Origin of the sequence: Ningiella algicola (assembly GCF_028401415.2) — a bacterium.
Taxonomy (GTDB): domain Bacteria; phylum Pseudomonadota; class Gammaproteobacteria; order Enterobacterales; family Alteromonadaceae; genus Glaciecola.
In genome coordinates, this window is record NZ_CP171821.2 from 3,421,294 (window position 1) to 3,435,084 (window position 13,791).

At 42.5% G+C, this 13,791-nt stretch carries 16 protein-coding genes; 8 read left to right on the plus strand and 8 right to left on the minus strand.

Annotation, left to right across the window (positions count from 1 at the left end):
- Positions 1–33: 33 nt before the first annotated feature.
- Positions 34–1,401 carry an MFS transporter gene (locus tag PN836_RS14895; RefSeq protein WP_395339654.1) on the minus strand — a complete coding sequence of 456 codons (1,368 nt, stop codon included), beginning with the start codon at positions 1,399–1,401 and terminating at the stop codon, positions 34–36.
- Between the two features lie 71 nt (positions 1,402–1,472).
- Positions 1,473–2,333 (minus strand): helix-turn-helix domain-containing protein, encoded by an 861-nt coding sequence (locus tag PN836_RS14900; RefSeq protein WP_395339657.1) that lies wholly within the window; start codon positions 2,331–2,333, stop codon positions 1,473–1,475.
- 203 nt (positions 2,334–2,536) lie between these two features.
- Between PN836_RS14900 and PN836_RS14905 the strand changes: the two genes are divergently transcribed.
- The 3 genes from PN836_RS14905 (at position 2,537) to PN836_RS14915 (ending at position 6,034) form a co-directional block, all read left to right on the plus strand.
- Positions 2,537–3,787: an MFS transporter gene (locus tag PN836_RS14905; protein ID WP_395339659.1), complete on the plus strand. Its 1,251-nt coding sequence runs from the start codon at positions 2,537–2,539 to the stop codon at positions 3,785–3,787.
- A 170-nt stretch (positions 3,788–3,957) separates the two neighbouring features.
- A complete protein-coding gene (locus PN836_RS14910; RefSeq protein WP_395339661.1) occupies positions 3,958–4,977 on the plus strand; it encodes a GGDEF domain-containing protein in 1,020 nt (339 codons plus the stop codon).
- The gene (locus PN836_RS14915; RefSeq protein ID WP_395339663.1) at positions 4,967–6,034 is read left to right on the plus strand and encodes a GGDEF domain-containing protein; all 1,068 of its coding nucleotides are present in this window, start codon (positions 4,967–4,969) and stop codon (positions 6,032–6,034) included. Before PN836_RS14910 ends, PN836_RS14915 begins: the two co-directional genes overlap by 11 nt.
- Before the next feature lie 25 nt (positions 6,035–6,059).
- On the opposite strand, the gene PN836_RS14920 is transcribed toward PN836_RS14915, so the two are convergent.
- Positions 6,060–6,494, minus strand: coding sequence for a hypothetical protein (locus PN836_RS14920; RefSeq protein ID WP_395339665.1), 435 nt, complete (start codon positions 6,492–6,494; stop codon positions 6,060–6,062).
- Positions 6,495–6,631: 137 nt separating this feature from the next.
- A complete protein-coding gene (locus PN836_RS14925) occupies positions 6,632–7,528 on the minus strand; it encodes a hypothetical protein (protein WP_395339668.1) in 897 nt (298 codons plus the stop codon).
- Between the two features lie 249 nt (positions 7,529–7,777).
- On the opposite strand from PN836_RS14925, the gene PN836_RS14930 reads away from it, so the two are divergent.
- From PN836_RS14930 to PN836_RS14945, 4 genes are all read left to right on the plus strand, one after another.
- Positions 7,778–8,227, plus strand: coding sequence for a TerB family tellurite resistance protein (locus PN836_RS14930; protein WP_395339670.1), 450 nt, complete (start codon positions 7,778–7,780; stop codon positions 8,225–8,227).
- A gap of 48 nt (positions 8,228–8,275) precedes the next feature.
- Complete coding sequence (locus PN836_RS14935) at positions 8,276–8,839, plus strand: PH domain-containing protein (protein WP_395339672.1); 564 nt, start codon at positions 8,276–8,278, stop codon at positions 8,837–8,839.
- Between the two features lie 73 nt (positions 8,840–8,912).
- On the plus strand, positions 8,913–9,455 hold the full coding sequence (locus PN836_RS14940; protein ID WP_395339675.1) for a DUF4920 domain-containing protein: 543 nt from the start codon (positions 8,913–8,915) through the stop codon (positions 9,453–9,455).
- Between the two features lie 31 nt (positions 9,456–9,486).
- Positions 9,487–9,924, plus strand: coding sequence for a DUF3859 domain-containing protein (locus PN836_RS14945; RefSeq protein ID WP_395339677.1), 438 nt, complete (start codon positions 9,487–9,489; stop codon positions 9,922–9,924).
- Positions 9,925–9,995: 71 nt separating this feature from the next.
- On the opposite strand, the gene PN836_RS14950 is transcribed toward PN836_RS14945, so the two are convergent.
- The 4 genes from PN836_RS14950 to PN836_RS14965 form a co-directional block, all read right to left on the minus strand.
- The gene (locus PN836_RS14950; protein ID WP_395339679.1) at positions 9,996–10,874 is read right to left on the minus strand and encodes a LolA family protein; all 879 of its coding nucleotides are present in this window, start codon (positions 10,872–10,874) and stop codon (positions 9,996–9,998) included.
- Positions 10,864–11,403: an RNA polymerase sigma factor gene (locus PN836_RS14955; protein ID WP_395339682.1), complete on the minus strand. Its 540-nt coding sequence runs from the start codon at positions 11,401–11,403 to the stop codon at positions 10,864–10,866. Before PN836_RS14955 ends, PN836_RS14950 begins: the two co-directional genes overlap by 11 nt.
- Positions 11,404–11,528: 125 nt before the next feature.
- Positions 11,529–11,966: a DUF2177 family protein gene (locus tag PN836_RS14960; RefSeq protein ID WP_395339684.1), complete on the minus strand. Its 438-nt coding sequence runs from the start codon at positions 11,964–11,966 to the stop codon at positions 11,529–11,531.
- A 274-nt stretch (positions 11,967–12,240) separates the two neighbouring features.
- Positions 12,241–12,582 (minus strand): ATP-binding protein, encoded by a 342-nt coding sequence (locus PN836_RS14965; RefSeq protein ID WP_395339686.1) that lies wholly within the window; start codon positions 12,580–12,582, stop codon positions 12,241–12,243.
- A gap of 499 nt (positions 12,583–13,081) precedes the next feature.
- Here PN836_RS14965 and PN836_RS14970 point away from each other — a divergent pair, with 499 nt between their 5' ends.
- A complete protein-coding gene (locus tag PN836_RS14970) occupies positions 13,082–13,780 on the plus strand; it encodes a hypothetical protein (protein ID WP_395339688.1) in 699 nt (232 codons plus the stop codon).
- The last annotated feature ends 11 nt before the right edge of the window (positions 13,781–13,791 follow it).

Consider the following 13,791-nt stretch of genomic DNA (forward strand, 5'->3'; position numbering starts at 1 on the left):
TTTTGAGAATCTGCTGATTCTTCCAGATAATTGCTATGTTTGTTTATTCAATTTCGGCTCAAGACTGTGCACCAAGCGTTGATGAGTATGCTTGGTAATCGGATACTGCTTTAAAAACCAAGTAGACAATGCAACGAAGATGGCGGGAATAAGCGTAAAATAAACGGTCATGCTGTAAAGCGTTTTTGATGTTTGCAGTGCGTTTGCCGTGAATTCTGACCAGGCCAACAATAAACCAATTAAACCCGCAGCAAGGCTGTACGTTAGCTTAATAAAAAAGCTTGCCATGCCATACGTAAATCCTTCGAGTCGTTTTGAGCTTTCACTTTGCCCAAACTCGATGGTGTCTGGCAGCATTGACCAAAAAGCAAATGAAATAGCGGAGGCTCCAAGTCCACAAATACTAATCAATATCAGTGTAATCCCTGCTGCTGTGCTACCGGTGTACCAATCAAATACGCTCACAATGCAAAGGGTCAGCGCTGACATCGCAAATAAACATGCGCCGATAAACCAGTTAATGTGTTTTTCATAGCGTTTACTCAAATGTATCCAAACCGGAATACCCACAAGGCTTATGCCAAGATACCAACTCAAAGCGGGTGTGATGATTGACTCCATCTCGATCACGTATTTGCAAAAATAGATGATCATTTGCACGAAAACATAAGTCCCTACAAACGCACTGAGCATGGCCGCCGAGAGATACAATAAGGCTGAATTGCGTTTCACCACATTGATAGCTTGCCTTAATGATAGTTCATGACTCAACACCTCAGCATTGTTTTCATGCGTGAAGCGGTAGGTTAACAAAAGCATGCTCAAGGCGACTACTGACAACACACAGTTTGTATAAATAAATCCTAATTGCTCGTTTTCATGCCCTAAGAATTCCACCGTTTGTAGGGTGAAAAGCGCCACTAACAGCGCACCACATGCCGAGCCAAACAGACTAAAACCAACTAGCGAAGAGCGCTTATCGCTGTTTTTCGTAATGGAGGCAACAAGTGAGTAAAACGATATGGAAACAAGGGTAAAAACAGCTCTAAATAGAAGATGAAAGATCACTACATAATAAAATAGGTTCAGCTCACCTAAGCTTTGTGGATAGGCGTATAAACCAATGTTTGCAAGCGCAAGTGGCAATGCGGCAATTAGCAGATAGCGTCTATATTCCCCGCTCCTTGCTTTGAGTTTTTGTAAACGATAGCCAACAATAGGATCGGTGAGAATGTCAAAAACGATACCAACAAAAAATACCACACCTGCGGATACGGCCGACAAGCCAATGACATCGGTATAGTAATACAATAAAAAGAGTTGGACGCCATAAACGACGATTGCAAGCGCGAAGTCACCTGCGCCATAGGCTAGTTTCGTTTTTGACTCGACGAATGCCAAGTGCCTTTTCCATCATAAGAGCGAATCGGTGATATAAGCTTACGATACTTTAATTGTTGCAACCAGCTTCGCTATGTAAAGGATTTAGGCTTGCTGTGTCCTTTTCTATACTTATTTGGCGTGATGCCAAGATCGCGTTTAAATAAATCGCTTAAGTGTGACTGTGACAAAAAGCCGGTAGAAAACGCAATTTCTGATATTCCCTCATTCGTTTTTTCCAACATATGACGGGCTGCTTGTAGACGTCGCTCTATCACCATTTGATACGGAGACTGGCCAGTAGTATTTTTAAAAGCGCGGGCAAAGTGCCATGAGCTCAATGACGCTAAATTCGCCAAGTCTTCAAGTTTGATTTTATACTGATAGTTTTGGTCAATATAGTCTACGACTCTGCGCACTATAAAGATGGGAAGTGCCTCATGATTCAAAGCCCTTGATGGACGCTTGCTGGTGCACTGAGATAATGCTTTTTGTTGAATATCAGACATTAAGAGTTCGATGTCTAAGGGATCGCTGTCTTCCTCTAAAAGCAGCCGATTGCGCAAATATCGGGCGAGATTTCCAATCGCTTTATTACTATTGATTTGTATGTAGCGGCTAAGTTCACCCACCGTGGCCTTAGTATTTCCCAAGCACTCGTTGATAGCGGCTTCGGGTAGCTCAAACATGATCATCTCGCCACCCGGGCCAAACTTTTCTTTGATTTGCGTACCTGAGGGAATAAAGATAATACTGTCTTTGGGAGTGAAATTACGGCGATAAACATCCGAGTTGATGGCGACTTCTGTTTCATCGCAGCAAAGATTGACGAGTATAGTGGGACGTTCAATCTCGGCAATAACCTCTTTTTCTTCAAAACCGTCATAAACGAACTCGCCGTTGGACGTCTCGATATGCACTTGAAAGTTATCACAGTCGTTATCAACCGACATATTATCCTCTTCGATTTCACTCGATAATTACTTTTCTAAGTTACTCATACCGTAATTTGACAGTTTTTTATACAAGATTATTGCGTTTGATGTTTATTTTGCTGCAATAGATGCGGTTAAAATAGCAAGAATTCAGTGGAAAGGAGCGAATTGCTCTCTACACTGTTGAACATGAGTGCACCTTTATTACAGAATCATTTACGATGCAAAAGAGCAAACTGTTAGCGGTACTTTTATTGACTTTAGTCAACACGCTATCGTTTAGCATCCTGATCCCTGTTTTACCATTTCTCTTGCGCAACTGGCAAATGCAAGACTGGTTATTTGGACTCCTGCTTGGCGTATTTAGTCTGTGTCAGTTTTGGGCCGCGCCTATTTTCGGTGGTTTATCTGATCAACACGGACGAAGAAAAATTCTATTGTTGACGCAAGGCGGAACCTTGTTGTCATGGCTGCTGTTTTTGGCATTGTCACTGCTGGATTCTATGTCCAACATGCCAGTGTTAATTCTGTTGATATTTCTGTTTGTTGTGAGAATGGTTGATGGCATTACCGGAGGAAACAGTTCAGTCACTAATGCTTACTTATCTGACATAACAACTAAGGAACAAAAGGCAAAGTACTTTGGGTATCTAAGCGCAACCATGGGTCTTGGCATGATTATAGGGCCTGCCATCGGGGCATACACAATGGCTTCTGCGTTTGGCTACATTGCTACTGCAATATTCGGTGCTCTCCTAAGCTTGGTCACAGTTTGTTGCATTTATTTTGTTTTGCCTGAGTCCCTCGCCGTAAAAGCGGCAACTGCACAACGCGATTGGTTGCAGCCATTTAAACTGCGAACTTCTTTTGCAGCCCTAGAAGGTCAGAATGTTGTGAGAAACGTCTTAATTGTTCGTATATTTTTGGCCGCCACTATGGCCGCTTATACCGCGATTATGGTCTTTTATCTCATTGATCAATTTGAGCTTAGTGAAGTTGAAATCGGTAATTTCCTGTTTTTTGTTGGCGGCTTCGCGATATTCAATCAAGTAGTGCTCATTAAGCCGATCGTCGGTTTTTTTGGAGAAGCGCGAGCTTTAACACTGGGTTTAGCTTTATTGTGTTTTAGCCTGTTGAATTTCCCCATCATCGATAACTACTGGCTACTACTTATTGTCTACTATTTTGCAAATTTAGGTTTCAGCATTTGTTTGCCAACCATAAAGTCAGTGCTAACAACGCAAACTGATGCCTCTTCTCAAGGCAAAATTCTGGGTTTAGAAGAAAGCTTAGCAGCCTTAATGATGGCATTAATGCCACTCATTTCTACCGCCATATATGTGTTAATGGGTGTAAATAGCTTTTTTATATGGGCACTATTGGCGGCATTAGCTTGTGTGTTTTTGGTTTTTTCATGTCCTAGTATTTTGTCGCGGCAAGCCCATCTACCAAAATCAAAGATGGAACAATGAAAGCATCTGTTTTATTAGCAGCTGTAGCGCTATACTTTTATTATCTTATGCCTAAAACGCCAATCTAATTAGGCTCAACTCGGGATAAGCGATCGTGCAAGCGCTACTTGGCGCTGTCGCTTATCCCGAGTTGAGGTTAATTACTTTGCTAAATCTACCACTGCGAATAAATGAATCCTGACAGAAGCAAACGCTATTTTGATACGCTGGAGCGATCAAGAATGATGGCTTATGTCGTCATAAGTGCTTTCGTGCATGTCGTTTTTCTTGGATATTGCTTGGCTCTGAGTATCCCTTTGCTTATTGGCTTTAACGCTTTTGCACTTGCACTTTGGCTTTACAGCATCGTGCTGGTACGAAAAAACGAATTTCGACGTGTCATTGTGATCACAACGGTTATGTTTTTATGTCAGATCACCTTCATGACAATTGTGTTTGGCACTGAGCATGGCATTCATATGGGGATTTGGCCGCTAGCATGTTTGTTTGCCATCAATCCACGAGTCCCCGTTATAAGCTGTATTGTTTTTTCACTGGTATGTGTGCTGACTTTCTTGTCACTTCACTTGTACGCGCCCCTGGATACTGAATATCACTTTATTTCGGGCACCCGAGAAATCTTACTGTTGGTATTTGGTGGCTTGTTGGTATCGGGTGTGATGTCGATGAAGCGTAGCTTTCATCGACGTCGTAATCAGCTTATTCATATTGCTAATCACGATGCTTTAACAGGTTTAAAGAATCGCAGATTTTTTACCACTTTCATAGAATACCAGCGCCAAATCTCTATTCGTGAAAAAAGGAGTTTTTGCATTGCGATGGGAGATATTGATCACTTTAAATTGATTAATGACAAACATGGCCATCAAACCGGAGACAGGGTGCTACAGGCTGTCGCAAAGTGTTTTGAGCGGATATTGGCACAAAGCGACGTAATATGCCGTTGGGGCGGAGAAGAATTTATTATTTATTTGCCCGAGCGTGATGTAAAAGCCGCCATGCCAGTGGTTGAAGCAATAAGAGAAGTTATATCGCAAGAAGAAATTGATGGAATCAAAGTCACGATGAGTTTTGGTTTAATCCAGACAAAAGGCTCCCAGTCATTTGATGAAGCACTTCAACAAGCCGATGAGCTTTTGTACACAGCGAAAGCAACAGGCCGCAATAAGGTTGAATATCATGCGAGCTGACTCAATGTTTTCACGTTTAAACCTGAGCTTTGAACCACCATCCAATATTGAGCAAGGGGATTATCCCGATTTTTACGGTATTACCGTATCTGCTGTTTCAGGCTTTGTTGTCAATGCGATCTTGCTGTTAGGTTTTTTATCTGCACAACACTACATGTTGGCTGCTCTGAGCATTTCAGGGGCAATCGCGTGGGTGGTAGTATTAGTGCTAGCGCAAAAGGGACAATTTACCCTCGCCATTTGTGTCGGTATGTTAGAAATGATGTTGCATACGGGCTTTATTGTTACGCAAATCGGTACCGCTTACGGTGGGCAGCTTATTCTATGGGCTGCAATTGCATACGCAGCGTTTACGGCCAGCGATAAAAAACACTATACTCGAATACTCTCATATCTTTGCTTAGTCGAAATGGTCTTGCTTTACACGCTTGTCCCTGAGCGTACCGCTTTCACCGCATTTGAACAGTACATTGGCGCAATCTTTATTGTCTTGACACTTTGCTCATCTACACCGTTGATGACTGTTTTGCTATTTATTAAATCTGAGCAAATTAGAGATAGTAAGCGTTTACGTTTCGAAGCGAATCACGATTCGCTAACTAGACTGTTTAATCGCGGCTTTTTCGACACTTTGCTTGATTACGACCGCAATACGCTTGCCTCAGGCGGCGGCCCGTTTTGCATTTGTCTTGCCGATATTGACCACTTTAAACGAGTAAATGATGAGCATGGCCACGATGTTGGAGATGAAGTTCTTGTGGATATAGCGACGCTTATTAGTCAGCATTTACGCAAAAGCGACGCAGTATGTCGATGGGGCGGTGAAGAGTTTGCAATAATATTGCGGCGATGCAATATGGATGATGCGCCTTTGGTAATTGAGAAAATACGAAACGCTATTAACAGCGCGCCCATTTCGAGCGAAAACTTATCCATTACAATGAGCTTTGGGCTTGTTCAAGCCTCACAGAATGAAAGTACCGACAGTCTGATCAAGCGTTCTGATGCGCTGCTATACCAAGCCAAATCACAAGGACGAGACCAGCTTGTGTATTAACAAGCGTAAACATAAAACGGGAATATTATCGTGTGACTGAGCCAGAGCCGATCATATTTAAGTAAGCATCACACTTTAAATTCGTTATCTCTGCTCGGGCGCCTTGTAAGATTGCTCTGTCTTGATGAACAGCCAAATAAACCGCGTCAAAAATGACATACACGCCATCCTCTTTGGCTTTGCACAAGCTCTTGAAAATCCCGTTACTCTCTAATTCTGAATCTGTATCAATTACCACCTCAACCGAGCATGAAAGTTGCTTTGCAGGTCCAATGTTCAAAGCCTCAATTTGCGCGACCACATAGTACTCTTGAGAGTATTCATGAGTGTGTAGAGAATCGGCGCTATTGCGTTGACGCATGGGAAGCATCACCTCTTTTACCAAAGCGGCACACCGAACTACGCTATCGCTAAAGATATCGTTAAGTTGTGTGGATGAGCGCGTTGTAATTTTTGACATATGTTTCTATAGCAGTAGGACTTGCTAGTACTATCGGCAAAGACGGGAATCTTGTGAGTGGAATTTCCAAATTGCAGGCAGTTAGGTGAACTAGACGTAGAATTGACAAATTAGAAAAGGAGAGATTTTTTGCGGGACTAGTTTGAGATTTTTGGCAAGCCATTGCTCGTTAGTTTAAAGCTAGCTAATCCAAATTCATTGATTGAATCGAGCGCGGTCTTACTTAAATCTTTATTTCTGAGAAAGATAAGCTTTCTGAAGTACAGGTTATTGTTAGCGAGAATGCCCGCATAATATTGCTCGAATAATCGATAATAACTGCCGTTGCTTTTCGCTAGCGCCGCGCCAAACTGAAGTCTTTCTTGTAAGTCAATGTTGTCTTTCGACGTGTATAAAAATGCGGCATTTGGGTAAATAAATACGATTTTATCGTCTTTTACGATAGCCTCAGTGCTCAGGTTTGCAATCTCAGCATCAATTTCTTGCATACTGCGGGAAAAACAGTTGAAGGTTTTTGCCTCTAACATGTCAAACAGTTCCAAGTAACTCTCACTGTCTACTGTTGTATAATCGTTTTGTTCATAAATAGCTTTATCTGGCCAGTCGCTTCCAAGCCCAATGGTGAGTTCCCCGGCGACAGCGGCATTAACAATATCGAAGTAGTTTTCATCCGTTGTTTGCAGTGTCGACGCGCGGCGCAAGTCGCGATGTATCAAACACACCCGAAATCCAGCTAGGCCTCTATCTATAGGGCTATAGATAGGCGCGTATTTTTGCTCGCGCTCCAAATTAATTGAGCCAACAACAACATCAATTTCCCCCCTGTCTAGCGCTGCAAATGCTTCATATTGCTCCATAGGGGCAGAAGGAACTAATTCGTACGCACCAAATCGATGTTCTGATGCATTTAAGTAGTTAGTGAGACTTGCGTGCAGAAATTCCGTATTGAAATTACGCTCCCAAAATACAATGCGTTGCACGGGTGCAGTGTTGCCTTGCGGGTCTGAGTTAGCTTCGGCGGAAAAGACGAACATGAAATTCAAGACAAGGCAGCATCTGCACACGAGCATGGCATATAGCTTTGGTAATATACGAAAGTTTTTTACTGGCATAACAACTTCAAGAACTAGCAATGGCTCTATACTATGAGTGGTGAGCTTTGGGCGCAACCTAATTTAACCTCAACTCGGGATAAGCGATAGTGCAAATGCATGTTTTTAGCGCTACTTGGCGCTGTCGCCTATCCCGAGTTGAGGTTAATTTACATCGAGGAAATAAATATAATGATAGATAAGTTGAAGGCGTTTTTCTCTTTAGAGATTGAAATAAAGGATGAGAAAGACACGCAAAACAAGTTGCAGCATGCATGCGCGGCATTGCTTTTTGAAGTCATTAAAGCTGACTTTGAACAAACCGCTGAAGAAACGGAAAAGGTGAAACATTTGCTAAGAGAGTCCTTTGATTTAAGCGACGCTCAGCTAAACGAATTAATGATTGCGTCAGAACAAAATAGCGCAGAAACCACCTCTGTATATCCATTTACAACGCTGATTAAAGAAGAGTATGAATACGAGCAACGTGTGGCGCTAATCACCCTGATGTGGAAAGTTGCCTATGCTGATGGCTCACTCGACCACCACGAAGATGACGTCATTAGAAGAGTTGCGGATTTACTATATGTTAGACACAGTGACTTTATTCAGGCTAAACTTGCTGTATCCGGTGATCATTAAACGGCGCGCCATTTTCAGTGTCCTAACACCAAAATCTAAGGAAGGAATATGCAAGAAAGCGTTATTTGTGAAGCTCAGTTTGACCCTAAGGTAAAGCGATATTGGCTAGTGCTATGGTGCCTAATTGCAATGGCAAGCGTTTTTTTCATTCCGTTTTTGCCCATTATCGCTTTATTAGTCTTATTGTTGAGTCAGCGGATTCTTGATGCCATGTCGGCGCAATTAATGACGCGAAAGCTGATTGTGAAACGTGGCATTATGTTTAAGGTCGAAAAATCGGTTCCGCTCGATAAGATAACCGATGTTGGAATGATTCAAGGACCATTAATGCGGATGTTTGGTGTTTATCGACTGACATTTGAAACAGCCGGGCAATCTGCACCTGGGGCCTTAGTTTCGATGATTGGTATTGTTGACGCAGCAGACTTTAGAGAAAAAATACTGGCGCAAAAAGAACGCCTTGCACAGGAATCATCAGTGCTAACATCAGTTGCAGCGAGCGCGAATCCTTCTCAAAATTCGCAAATGAAAGAGGCTGGACTAAACGAGCTTAACCAAAGTGTCAGGCGTATTGAAAAGCTGCTTTTACAGCTTGTTGAGAAAAAACACTGAGCGGGGCAATGTAGCGCAGGTGTAATCGAAAACAATGTGCACTAAACTGCACTCAGACTAATTCGGATAAGATATGAAAGTAAATCACAGTAATAAGCTATTTTCAGAGTTGAGCGGAAACGGCTCTGCTATTCGCCTTTTTAGTGCGATTGCGCTGTATCTCTTGGTTGTTCTCTCAAGTACTGCGGGGGATCAAAGCATTCGCTTGTCTGAACCGATTGCAGTTGATGCGACGAGTGAAACATTTGGTGCGCCTTTTGATCAAACGCTACCAACGCTAACCGTTGATACCTTATTTATGTCCCCTGAGAAGCACCTGGATGCTGCATTTAGTGCGAATTTGCCAATCACCAAGGTATGCCAAAAAAAGGGCTGCTTCTTTATCGCCCAACATGAGAATAAAACCATGAGAGTGTCATTCAAGGACTATGGTTTTTTTATTCCAACCGATGCCGGTGGCAAAACAGTAAGTGTGAATGGTGAATTAGTAGAGAAGAATATCACGCCAGCGCAAGCGGCGCATTTTACCGAGGATTTGGACAGCGAAAGTGCACACATTGCGGCAGGTAAAACTTATGAAATCGTTGCTTCAAGTGTAATCATTCCGCTGTCTTAGTTGGCAACGACACTCAGGTAAGCGTAGCGCAATGGCAAAAACAAAGCCGGTATTTTCAATTGAAAGTTACGGTATTTACGATGGTTTTATAGATGGCGGAAAAACGCTGCCTAAAATTGCCAAACATACCCACATTATACCTGCGCAAATAGACATAGAGTTTGGCTTTGTGCTGCATGCTAAAAAAGCAAAGGGTGAACACTTAAGCTGGTGTATTGCACATCCAAATATATGCGATAAGCAAGGCGTGATTATGGCGCCCTTCGAAGGGGGCCTGCACGTTAGAACGAATGACTGGCGATTTTATCTGGGCGACACAATCTGGGCGCCAGAACAGGACAAACTTGGCAGTTGGCATATGTTAATTAAACATAACGACAAGATTATTGCCGAGCAAATATTTGAAATTACTTTAGAAGATGAAGAGGAGCAAAAACAAGCTCAGTTCTGGAAAAAAAGAGGTTTCTAAGGTGGCAAGATTGAAAAGCCCGGTAAGCATAAAATGCTTACCGGGCTTTGTATTATTGGAACGCGCTTGACTTACTCGTCGCCGTCCTCTGTCATTATGTTGTAATTATCAGAGCTAGTGCTAAAAAGTTCATCATCCAAGTATTGATTAAATGCCACATCTGCATCGAAGATAAAGCTGTTTTGTCCTTGAGCTATCTCAATTCGAATACTCTTAGGCAGTTCTGTATTAGGGTCAACCCATAAGGTTATATCCATATGCTCTTGATCAATGACATACCCTACAAGCATCTGCCCATTTTTTAACTGAGGGTCAGTGACAATGACCTCTCCCTTATAGCTAAGTACCTGTTTATGCCAATCCAACAGGCTATCTTCAATGCTTTTGTCATCAGACTGCTCGCCTGGCGAAAAGCTAAAAGGCATGGCTCTGTTGACATGAGGGAATATGATTAATCCCTCTCCTAGCTCAGTGTCTAAGACATTTACCACTGACATTTGCTTATTGCCGCCCGCTAGTGGCGTGTTGACAATGCGTAGCTTGCTAGGCGCTTTGTAAAATACCTCCAATGACATGATCGGCTCACCATTTGAAAGCATTTCGCCCGCATAAATCATTGAACTGATGTTATTAAGCTTTTGTACTACAGAGGCAAAGGCTGGGCTGCTAACGCCACCGGAAAACAGTAAGCCGACAGATAAGCTCAGTGCAATAGCAAATGATCCAGCAAAGCCCCACTGCGCGCCCACAGACAGCTCTTTTAACCATGACCATGCAGATAGAAGCTTGCCTTGCGAGGGCTCATCTTGATAAACCGGACCGTCGTAGTCTTCTATACTTTGCATGAGTTTTGTCTCCATATTTAAATACTCATCTTCTGTGGGCTGCTGTTTTTTGACTGCATCGACCCATGGTTGAAATCTATGTTCTGATTCGTCTTTAAACGACATGCTGCTCTCCTAAAAATTGTGATTCACCCAAATGGCTTGAGACTTTGATTTGAGTGCGATGTAAGGTAACGCCCACTAAGCTACTTGAGATGCCTTCGATGTCTGCTATCTCCTGATAGGAGTAGCCTTCAATGTGACGCATACAAAATATTCGAGCGTCTTTTGCATCGAGGCGCAGTAAAGCTTTGAGCAGGCATTGTAAATCCCGGTCCTGTAAGATGAGTTGCAGCGGTTGTTCTGCATGGATAGTCTGGGGTTCGGGAACAGCCTCCATCGGCGATTCTGCAAGACGAGTATGTCGTCTCAAGTGGTCGATAGCCGTGCTAATTGCCATTGATTTTAAATAGGCTGGCCAGTGAGTAATGGTGTTGAACGAACTAGGTGATTTCTTAAAGAGCTTTAAAAATACTTCTTGGGTAACATCTTCAGCAAGATGCGCATCACGAAGCAGTCTAAAAGCGCTGTGAAAGACCTGTCGTCCATGGTTTTTTGCCAAGTTGGCAATGTTGGCCTTATGTCTTTGGTTCAATGACTCTCTCCTGTAGTGTGTCTCAATGAACTGACGAACCAATCTGATTTTTTATTACACTTTTTTATTTGTTTGCAGGCATTATGTGAAGTAAGAACGGCTAGTAAGGGGTGTAAACGGCAGACCTAGTCTGCGTGTTTGTTGCGTTTTAAGGTAAATCCAAACCAACCTGCAGTTGCGCAGCAAGCGGTTAAGAAAATACCCCAGCCCCAATCAATTAGCATGATTTTTAAGGTAAAGCCTTCCAGAATGCTGTAATTGGTGAGGTTATAGGCACCGTAGCTTGCAAGGCCTAGCAATGCGCCATCAATAGCGCTGTAAAACCAAGGCTTTTCACGGTTTGGCACAATCGCTAAAACAAAGGTTACAAAGCCGTACATCAGATAAAATATAACCCAAGGCCATGTGATAAATTGCGAGCGCAGCATGCCTTGCATTTCGCTTTGATACCAATTCGAAGCAATCAACCCTAGCCAGATAAAGTCTAATATCGCAAACATCAATAGTATGCAGAATATAGACAGTAGGATATGACTGAAGAAGCGTTTGATGTTTGCTAGCATATGAGACTCATGAGCGCGATATTATTAACTAACCTGAATCCTGTTTAAGAAACGGCGCTCAGCACCGCTAGAATTGCGAATTACTGCGTTGCAAAAGCCATCAATAGAATAACTATTACGTGACTTTTGCGCCTTGTCCTTCACAATTCTAGCAGCACTGAGTGTAAAAATTAATTTAAGTATGTGAAACATGCGCTTGCACCATTTCTTAAACAGGATTCAGGTTAACTATGCTGGCATCATAGCCCAAATAGATGAATCACGCCCTCGCAAATTAGTCAGACGCTTTCAGGGCAAAGCTAAAGGTTGTCCCTTCGCCGAGTCGACTTTTAACAGACAGCTTGGCGCCCAAAAGGGATGTCAGCTTTTGGCAAATTGCCAAACCAAGTCCCGCGTGTAACTGCGAATCACTTTTTTTGTTACTGGCTTGATAACGGGCCTCAAAGATGTGAGCGATATCATCGGCGCTTATCCCTATCCCATCATCTGTCACATCCACCTCTACCATTGTGTCGCTCTTATGCATTTTTACGGTGATGCTGCTGCATTCTAAAAATAAATATGCCGCATCGGCAGCAGCAACGCATACACCAGCCCATAGACTGTAGAATGCCAATACACTTCTAGAAGGTGTCTACCAGTTCACAACTTAAACTTAAAGTTCTTGACAACAAAAAATCAAATCAAGAATAAAAAGGACACAATAAGAATGAGTTGTAGCAAAGAAAATATGGTGTCTTGATACAAATTGCAACGTCGAAATTTGATTCTGTCCACAATTTTCCTGTGTTTCATAAATGCATAAATATAGCTGGTAGCGCCGGGAGTTAAATTCTGTATAGGGCATTCTATTTGATTAAGGCTATCTAATAAAAATAGTTGCGTTTCATGATCGTATGTTGATACATTAAAAGTGTGCATGAAGCACGATAATAAACAAATAAGGACAAAAACCATGAAATTTTATAAGTTCACTTTAATCTCTTCTCTTCTCTTCTCTTCTCTCCTCCGTCAATGCATCTGCAAATGAGCCGGTATATCCGTGTGACCTTGCTTGCACGAACATGGAGAGAGAGGCAGCGATAAATTCAATGTCGCTAAATGATGGAGAAAAGTTGACAATCTTGGATCTTGATTCTAGTGCAGTCAGGACCTTTGTAGCTGAAAAGAAGTTTACACACTTTGGAGAGATGATTGATTCTGTGCGAGAAGTTCCACTTAGTAGTGTTGCTGTGCAGGTTAAATCAAGCTATGTAAATTTTAGAACTGGGGTCAACATCCCGGCATTTTCACTACCTCGAACTCACTCTACTTTTCGTAATATTCAAGTGTCAGACGCGACGCAGCTTATTACAACACCGCAGCTTAGAAATTATGTTGCTCAGTACGTTGAGAACAGCAGCGACCTCAGGCAAAAGTTATCGGTGCATACAAGCGAACTAAGTTCTATGGGTATTTCCAGACTTACCGGAAAGGAAATTCCCGCGGTAATTCTCGTTAGGTTTCCTGACAACTCGACAACTGAATTTAGCATTTCCTATCGATTCGTCAATGGAAACACGGATGCGGATATCTCATTTATTGAAGGTAGTGCACGGTTCGCGGATGGTACAAAGATTCCTGATAGCCATAGCGATATAATCGGCAATTGGTATTTCGAAAGTGAGGCTGCAGCGAACGGGTTTATACGTCTAGGTGCTCTGTGGGATATTCCATTTACTGTGCCAGATCAAGATTCCGCTTGTAATGAACAAGAAGTAAAGATTCGATGTACGCGCAATAAGGGCTGCGAGGTTGAAGTAATTTGTAAGTAAGGTTAAAACTT